The following is a 16,352-nucleotide window of genomic DNA, read 5'->3' on the forward strand; positions in this document are numbered from 1 at the left end:
CCCCTGCCCGAGAGATTCGGGGGGACGGTGCTTACGATCCTCCCATGGCGCGCTCCCTGCTCCTCTCCCTGCTCGTTCGTCAGCACCTGGTCCTCAAAGAGAAGTTCCGGGCCCGGTACCCCCATCCCTGGCTCGTCTGGGAGGCCGGCGCGTGGAACGTCCCGGAAACCGGACGCCAGAACGTCGCCGCCACCCAGCTTCCGGTGTCGGATCTGCGCGACTGCCTGCCCGCGGGCGATGCGCTCTGCTTCGAGCTCGTGCCCCTGGGTGACGCACCCACCGTGCTGCCGCTCGGCCGGGCCTCGCACAACGCCTTCGTCATCAACGATGCCACCGTGTCGCGCGAGCACCTGGTGCTGCGCACCGGGCCATACGGGCAGTGGATGGTCGAGGCCGTGCCCAAATCCAGTCCCGTGAAGCTCGATGGCGTGACGCTCGAGCCCGGCCAGCCCGCTCCGCTCATACCTGGAGCACGGCTCGAGCTGGGGGACGTGCGGCTCACCTTCCATGATCCCGCCGGCTTCTACGTCCGCCTGGACAGGCTCGCCGCCACCCTCAGTCGCCAGGTGGCCTCCGCTCGGGCCGGCTGAACGGCTCGAGTTCCCTCGGGCACCACTCGGGCGGCACCTCTCTCCACCGCGGGCCCAGAGCTCAGCGCGTGGGGAAGGTGCCCAGGGTGGTCGGACGCTGGTCTGGCGCCGTGACGGCGTAGACGATTCCTCCCGCCAGCAGCACTGCCGCGCCCGCTCCCGCCCACACCCACCATTTGCTCGTGAGGGATTCCCGAGACTGCTCGGGCCGAGGCGCACCGGGTACTGCTCCCGGCGGCAGGGATTTCGGCTTCGCCGCGAGCGCTCGCGACGTGCGGATGTCCAGGGCCTTGCGCTCGGCCTCCTTCAACCCGCTGCGCTCCGGCTTCGAGGCCCCGGCGGCCTTGGCGGGGAGCGCCTCGGGACGATCCTTCTCCGCCGCCTTCGCCTGCATCACCGTCTTTTCCTTCGTGGCGCGGCGGGCAGCCTCCTGCTTCGCCTTGGAGTCCATCTCCGCGATCAGCTCCTTCACCATGCCCGCATTGGCGGGCTCGTTCTCGGAGAGGGCCAGGTAGCTGCGGTAGAAGGAGGCCGCCTTTTCGAAGGCGCCGAGCTGGCGGTGGCACTGGCCCACATTGAAGAGGAAGCCAGGCAGCGGGGCCAGTTGGTACGCCGCGTTGAAGGATGCGAGCGCATTGCGGTAGTCGCCGCGCTCATAAGCCGCGTTGCCATCGCTGTACTTCACGCGAGCCTGCGTCTTGGCCTCGTCGCTGATCTCCGCTCCCGCCGCGTTCAGCGGCGCGAGCCCCCACAGCACGAGCAACGGGATGGACAGCCACCAGCGTTCACTGCGCGAACGGATCGATGAGGGCATCGCGCTTCACCTCCTTGCGCGGAGCCGCCTTCGCAGGTGTGGGCGAAGGCGGAGCCTGCTTCACCTTGGCCAGAGGCACCTCGAGGACGGCATGCGAATCCAACCGCACCTGACGCTCCTGGGAAGCGTAGCCGGCCATCTCCACGCGCAAGCCCAGGGGCGCCTCGGAGCGCGGCAGCTCCTTCACCAACGGGGTGACACCGAGCGCCTCACCCGTATCCGCCCGGACGACACGCGCGCCCTCTGGCACGGTGCGCACCGTGAGGGTGACGGGAGCCACAGGCGCCTCCACCACAGCCTGAACGGGAGCAGGCTGCAGCAGCGGCTCCAGCCCGTTCCACGCGACCGCACCAGCCAGCATCGCCAGGGCCATACCCCCCACCAGCAGGGGCAGGCGTGGGTGCAACCACCACGCATCCGGCCGCATCAGCGTGCGGCGGGTGGGAATGTCCTCCTCTTCATCCGGCTCGGCCGGAGCCGCGCGCGCCGGCGTATTGCGGCCCAACGTCAGCAACGCCGTGGTCACCTCTTCGAGCCGCTGCGGCCGAGCCTCGGGCTCCTTGGCCAGGCACCGCAGCACCAGCTCCGCCAGCGCCGGAGGCATGGACTCTCCCGACGCCAGACGTGCGGGCAGCGGCGGTGGCGGCTGGGTGATGATCTGCACCACGAGCTGACCGAAGGCCGGAGCCTGGAAGGGCGGCTGTCCCGCCAGCATCTCGTACAGCAGGTTGCCCACCGCGTAGATGTCCGCGCGGTGATCCACCGGCAGACCCGCGGCCTGCTCGGGCGCCATGTACGTCGGCGTGCCGATGATGGTCCCGTCCAGCGTGTTGCCCGTGCCCTCGGAGGTGAGAATCTTCGCCACCCCGAAGTCGAGCACCTTCACGAAGTCCTGCTGCCCGCTGCGGTGAACCAGGAAGAGGTTGTCTGGCTTGACGTCCCGGTGCACCACGCTCACCGCATGGGCCGCCCCGAGCGCCGCGCACACCTGCACGCCAATGCGCTGGATGCGTTCGAGCGACAGGGGTTCCTCCTTCAGCAGGGAGGAGAGGCTCTGGCCGCGCAGCAACTCCATGACGCAGTAGACCTGGCCCCGCTGAGGCTCCTCGACGAAGTCGAAGATCTCCACGATGTGCTCGTGGTTGATCTGGTTGACGGAGCGGGCCTCCTGAAAGAAGCGGCGGACGAAGCCGCTGTCCTGCGCGTGCTGGGGGCGGAGCACCTTGAGCGCCACCTGCCGACCCAGACGCACGTGGCGCGCCTGGTACACGCGGCCCATGGAGCCTTCTCCCAGGAGCCGCTCGAGCTGGTAGTTGCCCAGAACGTCTCCCTCCTGGGCTTCCTGAACGCTCCGCATCGCGTCACCTGGCGTGGCTACGCTCGACAGCACGGTCTGTGCGAAAAAGTCGTCGCCACCCATGGGCGCGAAAGCTTTTCACGAGGTAGCGACACGGCAACCCGATCAGCTCCCATTTTCTTCTCCACGGAGAGTTCCAGATTTCCTTCCGTCCAGCGATGGACACCCCACATGCCTCGACGGGCTGAGAGTGTTCGCCACTGGGCGCTCATCCCTGGGGAACTGATCAGAATCTCCCGCCCAGGACGAGATGGAGCGAGGTGGCGGAAGACCCACCACTGTCGGCACCGGGCTCCCGATTCGACCCCCCCACCTTGGGAGCCTCGCTCCGGGAGGGCACGAGCACGAGCCACAGCACACTGCCCCCCGCCACCGCCGCGCCCCCCACCAGCAGCGCCGTGGAGAGGGTCTCCTGGCGCTTGGCGTCCTTCTGGGCGTTCATGCCCACCACCAGGCCCACACCCATGGCCAGCACTCCCGCCACCGCTGTGTACAGCGCCGGCCGGCTGAACACGGTGGGCGCTGAGGGCTTGGAGTTCTTGCGCACCGGCTCCGCCACTTCCGAGGGAGGGCCCTCGGGCTCGGGCCCCTCCGACTCCAGGTACACATTCACCGAGTTCTTCTCTCCCGGCTTCAAGGTGATCGTCTTGGAGTACGTGGGGAACTCATCCGCTTCGACGATGAGGGTGGCCTGGCCCGGGGGGAGGGTCCGCTCGAGGCTGCCCACGCCCAGCGTCTTGTCGCCCAGCCGCACCACGGCCTGCGGCACGTTCACCGTCACCACGAGGAGGGCGCGCAGCCGGGCCAGTGCCTTGAGCCGCTCTCCCAGCAACTCGGCGGCGGCACTCATGAACTTCCCGTCCTGGGGGTTGCGTCCCGTCACCCAGTCCTTCACCACCGTGTTGCCATCTCGATCGAAGATCCACAGCCGGAAGGTCCACCCCTCATCCTCCAGCGCCAGGCGTGAGGTGACGAGCAGGTCGGCCTCGAGCGTGTCCGCGGGCTCGGCCAGGCAGGAAGCTTCGGCGCACGTGAGCGCCGCCGTGTAGCCATCGCCCAGCTTCTCGCGCACCTCCCTGGGCGGCGTGGTCAGCATCCACTGCTCATTGCTCCGGGCCGCGCGGAAGAGTTCCTTGAGCCACAGGCTGGCCACGGAGGCCGCGGCGCGTTCGGGCGTGTCCATGCCCAGCAGCACCACGTGCGGCAGCAGATCCGGGGGGGAGTCCTCGCTGTTCAGGTCCAGGCCCATGCCCCCCTGCGGCGCGTCGCCCTCCGTGGACTCCTGGGAGTCGGACTGGGGCGTATCGGAGCCGGAGAGGTCCAGCCCCATCCCCTCCTGGGCTCCGGCAGGGGAAGCCACCAGCACGAGCGAGAGGGAGATCAGGCCGACATGGGAAAAACCGAAGGAATGCATCCCCTCGTTCTACTTCGCCGTCCTTCCTCAAGGAATTGCCCGATGGACGAGTCAGCCACCTGGTAAGGCGGAGGGCGACTGTCTCCTCCAGGGGGATTGCCAGGAAGGCAATCCCCCGTATCAACCGCTGGCTCGAATCACTTGTTGCAGGAACCGCTCGACACGTTGTCGACGATGCCATCGCAGTTGTCGTCGATGCCGTTGCACTGCTCGTCCGAGGGCAGGCAGCAGTAGCGCCGCGAGTCCGGGAGCACGGTACAGACGTAGTTGTCACCGCCGCAGTCTTCCTGCGTTTGGCAGCCATAGGGCAGCTCATCCGGCAAGCCACTGACGCAACCCAGGGCAGCGCCCGAGAGCGCGCACCACAGGGAGAGGTAGAGCGCCTTCATGTTCAGAAACTCCCTCCAACGAGGAGATGAATCGCGGTGCTAGGGGTGCTTCCGGTGCCCGTCCCAGGCTCCACCGTGGCCTTGGGGGCCTCGCTCCGGGTGGGCATGAGCACGAGGTACAGCACGCTGCCGCCAGCCACGGCGGCGCCGCCGGCCAGCAGCGCCGTGGAGAGGTTCGCCTGGCTGGCCAGATCGATGCGCTCCTTGCGGGTGATGTTGGCGATGCCATCACCATCGGTGTCCTGCGCGTCGTCCGCAGTCTTCTTGGCCTGCATTCCCACCACGACGCCGGCGCCCACGGCGAGCGCGCCGATGATGGCCGTGTAGAACGCGGGCCGCTTGAGGATGGCCGGAGCGGAGCTGGACTTCTTGGTCGTGGCCTCGGCCACCACCTCCGAGACGGGACCCTCGGGCCCGGGCCCCGGCAGCTGCAGGAAGGCCTCCACGGAGGTCTTCTCTCCCGGCTTCAGGGTGACGGGCTTGTTGTACGTGGTGAAGCCATCGGCCTCGACGAGGAGGGTGCTCTCGCCCGGCGGCACGTTGCGCTGGATGTTGCCCACGCCCAGCGTCTTGTCGCCCAGCTTGGTCACCGCCTGCGGCACGTTCACCTTCACCACGATGATGGAGCGCAGCCGGGCCAGGCGCTTGAGCTGCTGCGACAACAGGTCCGCGCCCGCCTTCTGGAACTTCACATCCCGAGGCGTGCGGCCGGTGACCGAGTCCGTCTCCACCCTGTTGCGGTCCCGGTCATACGTCCACACCCGGAAGGTCCACCCGTCGTCCTCCAGCGCCAGGCGCGTGGTGACGAGCAGGTCGGCCTCGACGGTCTCGGCGGCATCGGCGAAGCAGTTGGCCTGCGCGCAGCGCAGGGTGGCCCCATACTCCTTGCCCAGCTTCTCGCGCACCGCCTTGAGCGGGGTGTTCATCACCCACTGGGCGTTGCTGCGGGCGGCGGTGAAGAGCCCTTTGAGCCACTTGCCAGCCACCGCCGCGCCCGCGCGCTCAGGGGTATCCAGCCCGACCAGTGCCACGTGCGGCAGCAACTCCGAGTTGGACACCTCACCACTCAAGTCCAGACCGATGGAACCGGGTTGCTCGTCTCCTCCGGCGGGAGACTCCGGGTTTTCGGTGGTGTCGGACTGGGAAGAATCGGATCCGGAGAGATCCAGCCCCATGCCGCCCCCTTGCTGGGCGCCCACGACGGGAGCCACCAGCATGAGCGAGAGCGTCAGCAGGCCGGAGAGAGGGGAACCAAGGCGGCGCATACCCCTGGTTTTAACCCGCCGTGCCGTTCCAAGGAATCTCCTTGCGGACAGATCATGCGGATCTCGAGGCCAGGAAGCGCACGAGGGCCTGGGCCTTGGGGATCAACGTATCCACCTCGATGTACTCCTCCACGGTGTGGAAGCCCTTGCCGCGAGGCCCCAGGCCGTCGATGGAGGGAATTCCCATACCGGACGAAGTGCTGGCGTCCGAGCCGCCTCCAATCAACGGCGCCTCGGAGTGGCCCAGGCCGGAGACATGGGCGCAGGTGCCATAGGCCTCCAGGAGCGCCCCGGAGGCCTCGGAGCGCTCGAGCGGCTCTCGGGACACGCCACCGACCAGCTCGATTCGCGTGCCGGGGATGCCCGAGGAGGCCTGGGTGGCGGCGGCGTGACAGCGCTGGATGAGCTCCTCCCCCTCACGTCGGGTGCAGAAGCGCAGGTCCACATCCGCCTCGGCATGGTCCGGCACGGTGTTCTTCCCCTGCCCTCCCACGACCCTTCCCACATTCACCGTCAGACCCCGTGGGTAGTCCGTGAGCTGCTGCACGGAGTCTACGAAGCGGGCCAGCGCCCAGAGGGCATTGGCCCCCTCCTGGTGGGCATTGCCGGCATGAGCGGCCCGGCCATGGGCCACCGCCTTCACCGCGCCGGTGCCCTTGCGGCGGGTGATGATGGCGTCTCCCGTGCGGCCGGACTCGAAGACGAGGCAGGCCTGGGAGCCGGCGATGGCGCTGCGGATGATGCCCTGCCCCTCGGGCGAGCCCACCTCCTCATCGGCCACCACCACCAGGCGCAGGGGAGGGAGCGCCTCCAGCCCGCCCGAGGCCGCCAGCGCGCGGATGGCCCAGGCCATGACGACGAGGCCGCCCTTCATGTCCAGCACCCCGGGCCCACGGCGCAGGGCTCCCTCCTTGCGGTAGCCCTCGAACTTGCCGGGCGGGAAGACGGTATCCAGGTGTCCCACCAACGCCAGGGGAGGCATGCCGGCGCGGCCTCGGGAGCGGAACACCAGGTGGTCCGCGTAGCGGGTGCTGACCACCACCTCGGCGAAGAGGCCGGGCACGGTGAACTGCTCGAGCAGGAGCGCGCCCACCTTGCGGCCGCCCTGAGGGTTCTCCGTGAATGAATTCACCTCCACCAGCGCAGCCAGCGCCTCCTCCATCTCCCCCAACCTGCCTGTCAGCCAACCGGCCGCTGCTTCACCCAGCTCGTGCATGAAGCCTCCACCGGGGCCCACCCCCCGGCCCCCTGGGCATACGCCAGGCAGACAGGCGGGGAAAAGGCCCCGTGTGGTCGCTCCCCCGGCACACGACACAACCGGCACCTCCGCCCGGAAGCTTGCCGGGCGCGAGAGGGCTCCGCATCCCTCCATGGAGAGGGAGGATGACGAATGGCGGACAAGCTCTGGATTCTGGTGGGCAATGCGAGCCGGGTGCGGCTGTTCTCCGCGGACGAGAAGGGGGATGACTGGAAGCTCCTGGAGGAGTTCCGCCACGACGAGAGCCGGGCGCGCAACTCGGAGCTGCAGGAGCAGCGGGACAATCCCAATGCGGGCACGCTCCACGGCCCTCCTCCGGAGACGGAGCCGGATGGGCGCAAGGAGCTGGAGCACGAGCGGTTCGCCCGCGAGCTGTCCGGGAGGTTGGACCGGGGCGTGGACGGTCACCACTTCGAGCGGTTGATCATCGCCGCCCCACCCGAGTTCCTCGGCCGGCTGCGCAAGGCACTGAGCAAGCGGGTGCTCCAGCGGGTGGTGCTGGATCTGGACGCGGACTACTCAAACGTCCCGGCGAGGGATCTGCCCAACCGGGTGCCGGTCATCTAGGCCATGGGGTGGCGAGCCACGCTTCAATGTGAGTGAGCGCGGGCCAGACGCTGAGCGGTGCGGAAGAGTTGGGAGCAGGAGTAGTCCAGAGGCGCCTCCTGATTCTGGAGGGCATGGCGGGCCCGGAGGAAGGGCAGCCATGCCCTGTCGCCGATGATGACAGCAGCCTCTTCCAACTTCTTGCGAGGCACCCAGCGCCCACCGAGCCCCTCCACAAGGTAGCGGCCGAGGAAGGCCCCCAGAGCGGGGACAAGGGTCTCTCGCTGCTCGTGGGACAGGCGCCTGCCCCAGTTCGCATTCCACAGGTGCCAGTCCAGGTGAGGCAGGGCCTCCAGGATGCCCTTCATGACCTCGGGCACCTCCGTGTGGAACAGGGCGACGAGCTGCTCGGCGTAGAGGCCCTCGTAGGTGTCGATGGCGGCCTGGATGTCATCCACATCCGGCGCGGGAGCTTGAGAGGCGAGTAACCACTCGGAGACGGGCGGAGGGTGGTAGCGGTTGAAGCGCTCGACGAACGAGCGCTTGCCGCCGAGCACTCCTCGGAAATCCGCTTCCCTGCGCAGGATGTCGGCCACGTCGGGGTCGAACTCCAAGGGGACGGGAGCAAACTCGAGCGAGCGCTGGCGCAAGGTGGCCAGAGTCGTGTCCAGGGAGAGCTCGGGGCGCAGGTGGACGAGGGCGCGCGCCTGGGCGAGACGGGCTTCCTCGGAGTCGAAGTCCGCGGGCGTGGGGCGTGTGAGCCAGAGGACGGCGCCGTGGGGCAACTCCTCCATGAGGGTGGAGGGAGTGGACAACAGGCGCTCGCGGCCGATGGCCTGCACCGTGGCCGAGCCGTACACGTTGAGCCAGAACGTCTCGTAGATGGGCCGGGGCGCGCTCAGGTCCTTCACAGTGGGATCGGTGCCCAAGCGGAGATCCGTGAAGCTGTGCCCCACGCCGAAGGTGAGCGGGAGGCGGGAGGCCATGGCCCGAACGAAGGAGACGAGGTACGCAGCTCGCTTATCGGCTTGCCCCGGCTCGCGCAGGAACGAGAAGGGCCGCAGGTACAGTGAGAGGGAGCAAAAGACTCCCTCCTCAGTCGTCCTGCTCGCGAAGTCGACCATGATCTCCGGCGGATGGGAGCGCACCAGCATGAACGTGAAGGTTTCTCCAATGTAGGACTCATGGATGCGTTTCCGCAGAGTCTGGCGCGAGTAATTCAGCCACCGACGACGACCGACGTGCGACATCTTGTTTGGCCGTACCTCGGGGTCCAGCGACTCGATGACCTCCAAGACTTTCTCCAGCCCCTCGAAGCCCCGGTCCATGGGGTTCATGGAGGAGAAAAGATCAAGGTGAAGACTGTCTGCGTTGTTCCACTCGTCAGGGGACATAGAAGTGAAGTTGGACACCCCTTTTGGATGCAGCCGCCAAAAGCTCTTCCTGGAGCGTGGAGGAAAGCCCTGTCCCGTCATAGACGAGGTGCACTTGCGAGACCCGCACTTTCTGGCCGAAGAGCGGGTGGCCGCGCCGACGCACCTCAACCACTCCCCCGTACTTCGTTGTGGCCTCCTGGCTGTCAGCCCTGAATTGTTCGAGCGCCTCGTTCACGCTCTTGCCGGCAAAGCTGTGCTGCTTGTTGCTGACGGAATGAACAGAAGGCCGGACGCCCGGGCTGAGCGTCGCCTGGTCCACGGCGAGCTGATCGACATACACGGGGTTGGCGCGGCCCTCGAGCTGAAGCCCCGTGTTGTCGGTGACCAGGGGTTGCTTCATCCCCGGCATGCACTGCCGCGAGCCCTCCGCCTGCTGGAGCCAGCGTGTCACGGCGCGCTGGAACTCCAAGGAGCGTTGGAACGTGTTGAGAAGTCCCGAGTAGCTGCTCCAGGTGAGAGGGGGCTTGGCTTCTGTCACCCCGGAGGGCAAAGGGCGTGTACCGGCCAGCTCTTCGTAACGGCGGTGCCAGTACGCCACGTAGCTGGTCCAGCGCGGATGATCAGCCTCCAGGCCTGAGGGAGGCTGCGAGGAAGCAGGGCGGTGGCGTGCGAGCTCCTTCAGGCTCCGAGGGTGGCGTGCGGCTGTCTCCAGGGCCTCCGCTTCGGCGAGGCGGGCCTCCAGAGCGGGGAGTTCCTCCGCGGCGATACGGGCCTCCAGGCCTGCCACCGCCAGCCTTCCAGCCTCTACCGGAGCAGCGGCTGCAGCTGCTGCGGTCCTGGCATCGGCCGTTGCTGCTTCCATTTCCGTGGCACCGGCCGCGCCTTGCTTGAGGACGGTGCCCACCAACAGCACGTCGAGCACAGCGGCGATGGTGGTGTTCCTCACATGCTGGAGCCTGGCTTCGTGGGAGAAGCTGGCCGCCATCACCTGGCGCAGGTGCATGCCCCCTTCGCCGCGCGAGGGCATGAACTCGTCCAGCTTGTGCCACTGCACCACACAGGCCGGCAGCGAGGCGCAGACAATGCCCAGGGATTGCCGGGCCAACGCCTGGCCGGTGGCGCGGAGGCTGTCCTCCAACTGTCTCAAGAGCGCCTGGGCGCGCGAGTTGCCGACCCGCGAGTCGGCGTACACGCGCTCAAGGTGCTCCGCACGGTAGACGAGGAGCACCGCGGAGCGCCTCTCCACCAGGGTGCCGCTCTCGTCGCAGTAAAGCGCGTAGTCGAAGGGAGGCGAGACGTCCTTCTGCAACTCCTCGAGAGGAACGGCGTCGGGTTCGGAACACGAGCCGCCCAACTGCGTAGAGACCAGCAGGGCCAGGAGCACCCAAGCGCACAGGCGTGGCATGGCGAGGAGCCTGTCATCGCCCCCGGGAGGGGCGGAAGGACCTCACAGGCCCCGGGATGAACGAGGGACATGAGATGCACCGGGTGCTGCCAGTCCCACGCAAGCGGCGACCCGATATAAGGAGGGACCATGCCGCCGCCACGAGCCATCATCTTCGACCTGGGTAACGTCCTCGTCTTCCACGACAACACCCTGCTCTTCCACCGGCTGGGGCAGCGCGCGGGGCTGACGGCGCCCGAGGTGTCGCAGCGGCTCACGGGCGCGGGCTGGACGGCAGCCAACCGAGGTCAGCTGGACGCGGAGGGCATCCGCAAGGACGTGTGCGGAGCGCTGGGGGTGGATCTGCCCATGGAGGAGTTCGCTCCGCTGTGGAGCAGCCACTTCACCGTGCACGAAGCGGTGCTGCCGCGGGTGGAGGGGCTGGTGGGGCGGGTGAAGCTGGTGCTGCTGTCCAACACGAACCCGCTGCACGTGGCGTATGTGCGGCCTCGGCTGCCGGTGCTCGAGCGTTTCGACGCCGTGCTCATGAGCTGCGAGGTGGGCCACGTGAAGCCCGAGCCCGCCTTCTACCAGCTCGCCCTGGAACGCGTCGGCTGCGCGCCCCATGAGGCCGCCTTCTTCGATGATCTGCCCGAGTTCGTCGAGGCCGCCAACGTGCTCGGCATCCGTGGCCACGTCTTCACGGATGCACCTGCATTCGATGCACAGTTGAAGGCGCTCGGACTGTAGAGCGAGGAAGCGCTGCGCCTACAAGTAGCGCTTGAGGGGCGGCTCGTTGCGAGCAGCCTCCGTCCAGGCCTTCAGCGCGGGCAGCTCGAGCACGGTGTCGCGGTAGGCCCGGCTCACCGCATCCAGCTCCACGTCATAGGTGACGAAGCGGGTGACGACGGGGGCGTAGAAGGCATCCGCGATGGTGAAGTGCCCGAAGAGGAACGGGCCGCCCTGCCCGAAACGGGACCGGCAGTCATTCCACAGGGCCTGGATGCGAGCGATGTCCTCGGCCACGCCCGGCGCGCGCCCCTGTCCCGGCTTCCGACCACGAATGTCCATGGGCATGTTCTGCCGCAGCGCGGAGAAGCTCGAGTGCATCTCCGCCGTCACCGAGCGCGCCACCGCGCGCGCTACCGGCTCGTGCGGCCACAACCGCGCCTGAGGGAACGTCTCCGCCAGGTACTCGCAGATGGCCAGCGAGTCCCACAAGGAGACGGCGCCGTGGCGCAGGGCCGGCAGCCGTCCGCTCGGCGAGTACTTGGCAATATTCGCGGCGGTATCGGGCTCATCCAGCGGCACGACCACCTCGCGGAAGGGCTGCCCCGTGTGGGCCAGCGCGAGGTAGGGCCGCAGCGACCAGGAGGAGTAATTCTTCGACGCGAGGATGAGCGTGAGTTCGGACATACGCCGAACCCTAGCGCCCGCGCGCGAGGGTTCAACCCCCTGGGCGCAGGTGGGTGATGAGCGAGCGGAACCGGGACAGGAAGGCCGGGCGCGAGCTCTGGCGCCGCGGCTCGACGCGGAACACACCGACGGGCAGGCGGATGTTCTTGAGCCCGGCGCGTCCCAACCGCACGGCACGCGGGAGCGGGTGGCCTTCCACCTCACGGGCCACCGACTCGCTGACATAAAGGGTGCCAGGCCGGGCAAGCGACTCGATGCGCGCGGCCAGGTTCACGCCCTCGCCGAAGACATCTCCATCCCGGTGCACCACCGGGCCCAGGTGGGCGCCGATGCGCAGCTCCAGGCGCTGCTCCGAAGGAACGAGCTGGTTGCGCTGCTCAACGGCCTCCTGCAGCGCGAGCCCGAAGCGAACCGCGTGCAGTCCGCGATCGAACTCGAGCAGGAAACCATCCTCGAGCATCTTCACTTCACGCCCGCCCTGACGGGGGAGCAGCTCGCGAACGAGCCGGCCCTGCTCCTCTCGCAACGCCAGCTCCAGGGCCTCACCTCGCGGCTCCTCGGAGCCGGACGGGGCCATGGCTGTGAACATGATTGCCCGGACTTCGGGACATTGGGGTTCCGGTGCCTCCACCATTCAAAACCTCTCTCCCCCCCGGACCGGAGGGAACGTTAACTCATGAACCGAACCTGTTCCCAGCCGGGTGCCCGTTTGGACAGGTCGAGCCACCCGGTAGCTCCCGAGGAAGGAGCACCACGTACATGGAGAGGAGATCGCCGCAGTTGGACTTCATGAGGCATGGCCATCGCTGACGCGACGCGCAAGCCTCCATGTCTCACAGTTCACACTGGGAGTGAGGGCCCGTGGGTATGTGAGTCACGTCAGGTGTGGGACAGGCACCTGTCGACGGCGACGGGAGGCATCCATGGTGTACGGCGAAGAGAAGACACGGGACATGAGCCGCTCGATCCTGCCCTGTGCACGGCGACATGGCCCGCTTCGAGCGCGATCCGGAAGCGTTCGAAGGCGCCGCGGGGTGACCACAGCCTTCGAGGATCCGTTCAAGCGCGAGCATCTCCGAGCCCCGAGGCAGCTCGAGTCGCGACAGCACTGGATGGATCGCGGCGAGCAGGCGGAGCTGCTCCGGTCCGTACTCGGCACTTCCGGTGGGCACAAGGCGTTCAACCTGTGGCTGCGCTGGCGTCATGCCACGTGGATCAACAAGTGGGGCCAGCCCATGGACATCCGACCGGCCCGGATGCTCCTGGGAGTGCATGACGTCCTGAACTTCCTGGAGGAAGCCACGGCGCATGAGCCGTCTCATGGCCGACGGGTGACACGCGGCACAGCCTTGCGCGACCCCGTGTTGTTCCATGCGACGCAGGCGTTCCTCCAAGCCTTCAAGAAACACCGAGGGCACGTGGAAGCCACCCTGGCGGCGCTCGGCCTCAAAGGGGGGAAGGGGCGACCTGTTGGCGTTCCTTCCCTGTAGGGTGGAACCGGAGGTCGGAGGCAGGCAGTAGGCTTCCTGTCTCTGCGGCGGACCCTGCGGGAGTCCGAATTTCGCGGCCGATCGAGCATGGAGCTTGAGTCGGGAGCCAAGAGGCCGGAAGGTTGGCGGGAATGCCCGTGAAGCATCACATCTACCTGGTCCCCGGATTCTTCGGCTTCACCAACCTGGGCGAGCTGGTCTACTTCGGCCACGTCCGAGACTTCCTGCAGGCGGAGTGCGCCCGGCGAGGAGTGGAGGCCGAAGTCGTGGCCATCCGCTCACACCCCACCGCCTCCATCCGGCAGCGGTCGGTGGATCTGCTCCAAGGCATCCAGGCCACAGCGGGCATGGACGAGGGGGCCATCCACCTCATCGGCCACTCCACGGGAGGGCTGGATTCGCGCCTGTTCGTCAGCCCGACGGCCTCGCTGCGCGAGGGGCTGCAGTTGGACCCCTACGCCAGCCGGGTGCGCACGGTGGTCACCGTGTCCACGCCCCATGCGGGCACTCCGCTGGCGTCCTTCTTCATGGGGTTGTTCGGGCAGCAGATCTTGAAGCTCCTGTCGCTGTTCACCGTGTACGTGCTGCGCTTCGGGCGGCTGCCGCTGAAGGTGGCGTTCCGGCTGGGGCACCTGCTGTCCCGGGCAGACGGCCAGTTGCTGGGCTGGAAGCAGACGATCCTGGATCAGCTCTTCGATCAGCTCCTGGGAGATTTCTCGGCGGATCGGCGCGAGGCCGTCTCGCGCTTCCTGGCGGACGTGGGCAACGACACCTCGCTCATTCCGCAGCTCACGCCCGAGGGGATCGATCTGTTCAACGCGGGGTGCGAGGACCGGCCCGGGGTGCGCTACGGCTCGGTGGTGACGCAGGCCCGAGCGCCTTCGCTGCGCACGCGCGTGTCCGCGGGGCTGGATCCGTACGCACAGATCACCCACACCGTGTACGCGTTCCTCTACGGGCAGACGCTGCGGATGCCGCTGAACCAGATTCCGCTTCACACCGCCGAGCAGACGGCGGCGCTGGTGCAGGCGTTCGGTGCGCTGCCGGGGCCGCAGGCGTGTGATGGCATCGTCCCGACGCGCTCGCAGGTCTACGGGAAGGTGATTGGCGCGGTGCGAGCGGACCACCTGGACGCCATTGGCCACTTCGATCAGCCGTCGCACCAGCCGCCGCACGTGGACTGGCTCATCTCGGGCTCTGGGTTCCGGCGTCCGCAGTTCGAGAAGGTGTGGAAGTCCGTGGTGGACTTCGTGCTCGAGGAGCCCGTGAGCACGGCGCCGAGGGACAGGCCTGTCTTGTAGTTGCCCAAGCGGCTGCACGGGAGGCAGCCGTTGAACGGTGGGGAACTCAAGAAGCGCCGGGGCGGCCTCCTGCAACACCCCGCACCGTGATCACCGCCGTGTCCACCTCGGCGAGGATCCGGCGAGCGTGGAGCAGGAACGCCTCTCCCGCCGGCAACAGGCGCATGCCGCGGGGGGTGCGCTCGAAGAGCGGCGTGCCAAGCTCGTCCTCGAGCGCGAGGATGTGGCGGCTGAGCGGAGGCTGGGTGAGGTGGAGCCGGCGGGCAGCTCGGCCCACATGGCCCTCCTCGGCCACGGCGACAAAGGACTGGATGTGCGTGAGGCTCACGGTCCTGCATGTTAGCGCAGCCCGGCCGCACAGGCACGGCCCCCTCCTCATTCCCAAACAGCATTGGACGCTTCACTCAGCGGGGTGCACCTTGCTTCACCATGAGCATTCCGTTGTTCAAGGGCACCGAGGTGGAGCGCCTGCGCCTGGCTGGGCAGGCAGCGGCCGGAACGTTGGCGTTCATCGCGGAGCGGCTGGCTCCCGGTGTCACGACCGGGCAGATCGACGCGTGGGTGCGAGAGGACACGGCCCGGCGCGGCGGCAAACCGAGCCAGCTCGGCTACCACGGCTTCCCCGCGTCGGTGTGCACGAGCCGCAACCAGGTGGTCTGCCATGGAATCCCTCAGGCGGACGAGCAGCTCGTGCCCGGGGACATCGTCAACGTGGATGTGACGACGTGCCTGAACGGGTTCCACGGAGATACCTCGGCCACGTTCTTGATCGGCGAGGTGTCAGCGGAGGCCAGGCACCTGGTGGACGTAGCGCGCAGATGCCGGGACGCGGGCATCGCCGTGGTGCGGCACGGCGCGAAGCTGGGGGACATCGGCGCGGCCATCGATGAGCTGGCGCGAGCCGAGGGCTGCAGCGTGGTGAAGGAGTACGGGGGGCACGGCATTGGCCACCAGATGCACGGTCCTCCTCACGTGTCCCATGTGGGGCAGCGCGGCACGGGCATCACCCTGCGCTCGGGGATGGTGATCACCATCGAGCCCATGGTGAATCTGGGCCGCCCGGGCATACGGATGCTGCCGGACGGGTGGACGGTGGTGACGGCGGACGGGAGCCTCTCCGCCCAGTTCGAGCACACCATCCTGGTGACACGCGAAGGATGCGAGGTGCTCACCCGGCTGCCTGCTGCGGCCTCCAGAATCCTCCCCGAACCAGAGCAGACGCTCGGAGTTTGAGAGGCCTCCTCGGCGCTGCACACGTGCCTCTCAAAGAGAAGGGTCTTTTCCGGATTATCCACTTTCCCTCTTCTTCGGGTGATAGGCTGGCCGCCACCTCACGGCCATGCCCAGCGCCCCCCTCACCGCCGACGCCGAGATGCCCGTACGGCTCGCCGCATTCCAGCGGCTTGCTGAGCTGACTCGGCTCCACGGTCCCGTGCTGGATTGGGAGCACATTCGAAAGGGGTTCTCGTTCCGCGGGGAGACGTATCGCTTCGCCACTCGAGCCAAAGGCATCTTCCGCCCACGCCAGATGCGCGGCGGCGTCCTGTCCATCAAGACGATTGTCCCGCGAGGGAATCGTGAAGTGCCGTACGACGATTCCGCGGAGGACCCGTACAACAAGGTCTTCGCTTAGAGGGTGTTGACCTTGGGTGAGCAGGCTCAACCTGTAGTGTTTCCCCAGCAGCCAACCTAGTACAAGGCAGGCACAGGCAGCCTGCCAGCCCCTTCTCTGGCTTGCTGCTGTGTCAGGTG

At 67.8% G+C, this 16,352-nt stretch carries 18 protein-coding genes; 7 read left to right on the plus strand and 11 right to left on the minus strand.

Annotated features, from left to right (window positions below):
• Positions 1-44: 44 nt before the first annotated feature.
• A complete protein-coding gene (locus tag KY501_RS21080) occupies positions 45-590 on the plus strand; it encodes an FHA domain-containing protein (RefSeq protein ID WP_224365009.1) in 546 nt (181 codons plus the stop codon).
• Positions 591-651: 61 nt separating this feature from the next.
• Here the strand turns inward: KY501_RS21080 and KY501_RS21085 are convergent, their stop codons facing one another.
• The 6 genes from KY501_RS21085 to KY501_RS21110 all read right to left on the minus strand — a co-directional run bounded on the left by KY501_RS21085 (position 652) and on the right by KY501_RS21110 (position 7,045).
• A complete protein-coding gene (locus KY501_RS21085; RefSeq protein ID WP_224365010.1) occupies positions 652-1,404 on the minus strand; it encodes a tetratricopeptide repeat protein in 753 nt (250 codons plus the stop codon).
• Complete coding sequence (locus KY501_RS21090; RefSeq protein WP_224365011.1) at positions 1,376-2,824, minus strand: serine/threonine-protein kinase; 1,449 nt, start codon at positions 2,822-2,824, stop codon at positions 1,376-1,378. The genes KY501_RS21085 and KY501_RS21090 overlap by 29 nt, the downstream gene beginning before the upstream one ends.
• Positions 2,825-2,987: 163 nt before the next feature.
• Positions 2,988-4,175 carry a PEGA domain-containing protein gene (locus KY501_RS21095; RefSeq protein ID WP_224365012.1) on the minus strand — a complete coding sequence of 396 codons (1,188 nt, stop codon included), beginning with the start codon at positions 4,173-4,175 and terminating at the stop codon, positions 2,988-2,990.
• A 137-nt stretch (positions 4,176-4,312) separates the two neighbouring features.
• Positions 4,313-4,564, minus strand: a complete 252-nt coding sequence (locus KY501_RS21100) for a hypothetical protein (RefSeq protein WP_224365013.1) — start codon at positions 4,562-4,564, stop codon at positions 4,313-4,315.
• Between the two features lie 2 nt (positions 4,565-4,566).
• Positions 4,567-5,829 (minus strand): PEGA domain-containing protein, encoded by a 1,263-nt coding sequence (locus tag KY501_RS21105; protein ID WP_224365014.1) that lies wholly within the window; start codon positions 5,827-5,829, stop codon positions 4,567-4,569.
• A 52-nt stretch (positions 5,830-5,881) separates the two neighbouring features.
• The gene (locus KY501_RS21110) at positions 5,882-7,045 is read right to left on the minus strand and encodes a M20/M25/M40 family metallo-hydrolase (protein WP_224365015.1); all 1,164 of its coding nucleotides are present in this window, start codon (positions 7,043-7,045) and stop codon (positions 5,882-5,884) included.
• A gap of 174 nt (positions 7,046-7,219) precedes the next feature.
• On the opposite strand from KY501_RS21110, the gene KY501_RS21115 reads away from it, so the two are divergent.
• Complete coding sequence (locus tag KY501_RS21115; protein WP_224365016.1) at positions 7,220-7,654, plus strand: host attachment protein; 435 nt, start codon at positions 7,220-7,222, stop codon at positions 7,652-7,654.
• Positions 7,655-7,677: 23 nt separating this feature from the next.
• On the opposite strand, the gene KY501_RS21120 is transcribed toward KY501_RS21115, so the two are convergent.
• On the minus strand, positions 7,678-8,970 hold the full coding sequence (locus KY501_RS21120) for a hypothetical protein (RefSeq protein WP_224365017.1): 1,293 nt from the start codon (positions 8,968-8,970) through the stop codon (positions 7,678-7,680).
• Between the two features lie 46 nt (positions 8,971-9,016).
• Positions 9,017-10,414 (minus strand): hypothetical protein, encoded by a 1,398-nt coding sequence (locus KY501_RS21125; protein ID WP_224365018.1) that lies wholly within the window; start codon positions 10,412-10,414, stop codon positions 9,017-9,019.
• Between the two features lie 129 nt (positions 10,415-10,543).
• Between KY501_RS21125 and KY501_RS21130 the strand changes: the two genes are divergently transcribed.
• A complete protein-coding gene (locus KY501_RS21130) occupies positions 10,544-11,143 on the plus strand; it encodes an HAD family hydrolase (protein WP_224365019.1) in 600 nt (199 codons plus the stop codon).
• Positions 11,144-11,161: 18 nt separating this feature from the next.
• On the opposite strand, the gene KY501_RS21135 is transcribed toward KY501_RS21130, so the two are convergent.
• Together KY501_RS21135 and KY501_RS21140 are read right to left on the minus strand one after the other, a co-directional pair.
• On the minus strand, positions 11,162-11,809 hold the full coding sequence (locus KY501_RS21135; protein ID WP_224365020.1) for a glutathione S-transferase family protein: 648 nt from the start codon (positions 11,807-11,809) through the stop codon (positions 11,162-11,164).
• 31 nt (positions 11,810-11,840) lie between these two features.
• The gene (locus KY501_RS21140; protein ID WP_224365021.1) at positions 11,841-12,398 is read right to left on the minus strand and encodes an adenylate/guanylate cyclase domain-containing protein; all 558 of its coding nucleotides are present in this window, start codon (positions 12,396-12,398) and stop codon (positions 11,841-11,843) included.
• Positions 12,399-12,843: 445 nt separating this feature from the next.
• On the opposite strand from KY501_RS21140, the gene KY501_RS21145 reads away from it, so the two are divergent.
• Both KY501_RS21145 and KY501_RS21150 read left to right on the plus strand, forming a co-directional pair.
• Positions 12,844-13,299 carry a hypothetical protein gene (locus KY501_RS21145; protein WP_224365022.1) on the plus strand — a complete coding sequence of 152 codons (456 nt, stop codon included), beginning with the start codon at positions 12,844-12,846 and terminating at the stop codon, positions 13,297-13,299.
• 131 nt (positions 13,300-13,430) lie between these two features.
• Positions 13,431-14,600 (plus strand): esterase/lipase family protein, encoded by a 1,170-nt coding sequence (locus tag KY501_RS21150; protein ID WP_224365023.1) that lies wholly within the window; start codon positions 13,431-13,433, stop codon positions 14,598-14,600.
• 46 nt (positions 14,601-14,646) lie between these two features.
• On the opposite strand, the gene KY501_RS21155 is transcribed toward KY501_RS21150, so the two are convergent.
• Positions 14,647-14,928 (minus strand): LysR family transcriptional regulator, encoded by a 282-nt coding sequence (locus KY501_RS21155; RefSeq protein ID WP_224365024.1) that lies wholly within the window; start codon positions 14,926-14,928, stop codon positions 14,647-14,649.
• Between the two features lie 101 nt (positions 14,929-15,029).
• On the opposite strand from KY501_RS21155, the gene map reads away from it, so the two are divergent.
• Together map and KY501_RS21165 are read left to right on the plus strand one after the other, a co-directional pair.
• Positions 15,030-15,833, plus strand: coding sequence for a type I methionyl aminopeptidase (gene map / locus KY501_RS21160; RefSeq protein ID WP_224365025.1), 804 nt, complete (start codon positions 15,030-15,032; stop codon positions 15,831-15,833).
• A 106-nt stretch (positions 15,834-15,939) separates the two neighbouring features.
• Entirely contained in the window at positions 15,940-16,233 is a 294-nt protein-coding gene (locus KY501_RS21165) for a hypothetical protein (protein ID WP_224365026.1), read from the plus strand.
• Positions 16,234-16,352 lie beyond the last annotated feature (119 nt).

The organism is Hyalangium versicolor (genome assembly GCF_020103695.1).
GTDB classification, from domain to species: Bacteria; Myxococcota; Myxococcia; order Myxococcales; family Myxococcaceae; genus Hyalangium; species Hyalangium versicolor.

Coding starts and splice junctions, on each gene's coding strand:
- KY501_RS21115 (WP_224365016.1), top strand. CDS start 7,220: ATGGCGGACAAGCTCTGGATTCTGGTGGGCAATGCGAGCCGGGTGCGG.
- map (WP_224365025.1), top strand. CDS start 15,030: ATGAGCATTCCGTTGTTCAAGGGCACCGAGGTGGAGCGCCTGCGCCTG.
- KY501_RS21080 (WP_224365009.1), top strand. CDS start 45: ATGGCGCGCTCCCTGCTCCTCTCCCTGCTCGTTCGTCAGCACCTGGTC.
- KY501_RS21085 (WP_224365010.1), bottom strand. CDS start 1,404: ATGCCCTCATCGATCCGTTCGCGCAGTGAACGCTGGTGGCTGTCCATC.
- KY501_RS21090 (WP_224365011.1), bottom strand. CDS start 2,824: ATGGGTGGCGACGACTTTTTCGCACAGACCGTGCTGTCGAGCGTAGCC.
- KY501_RS21165 (WP_224365026.1), top strand. CDS start 15,940: ATGCCCAGCGCCCCCCTCACCGCCGACGCCGAGATGCCCGTACGGCTC.
- KY501_RS21120 (WP_224365017.1), bottom strand. CDS start 8,970: ATGAACCCCATGGACCGGGGCTTCGAGGGGCTGGAGAAAGTCTTGGAG.
- KY501_RS21130 (WP_224365019.1), top strand. CDS start 10,544: ATGCCGCCGCCACGAGCCATCATCTTCGACCTGGGTAACGTCCTCGTC.
- KY501_RS21100 (WP_224365013.1), bottom strand. CDS start 4,564: ATGAAGGCGCTCTACCTCTCCCTGTGGTGCGCGCTCTCGGGCGCTGCC.
- KY501_RS21105 (WP_224365014.1), bottom strand. CDS start 5,829: ATGCGCCGCCTTGGTTCCCCTCTCTCCGGCCTGCTGACGCTCTCGCTC.
- KY501_RS21110 (WP_224365015.1), bottom strand. CDS start 7,045: ATGCACGAGCTGGGTGAAGCAGCGGCCGGTTGGCTGACAGGCAGGTTG.
- KY501_RS21150 (WP_224365023.1), top strand. CDS start 13,431: ATGCCCGTGAAGCATCACATCTACCTGGTCCCCGGATTCTTCGGCTTC.
- KY501_RS21095 (WP_224365012.1), bottom strand. CDS start 4,175: ATGCATTCCTTCGGTTTTTCCCATGTCGGCCTGATCTCCCTCTCGCTC.
- KY501_RS21135 (WP_224365020.1), bottom strand. CDS start 11,809: ATGTCCGAACTCACGCTCATCCTCGCGTCGAAGAATTACTCCTCCTGG.
- KY501_RS21140 (WP_224365021.1), bottom strand. CDS start 12,398: ATGTTCACAGCCATGGCCCCGTCCGGCTCCGAGGAGCCGCGAGGTGAG.
- KY501_RS21125 (WP_224365018.1), bottom strand. CDS start 10,414: ATGCCACGCCTGTGCGCTTGGGTGCTCCTGGCCCTGCTGGTCTCTACG.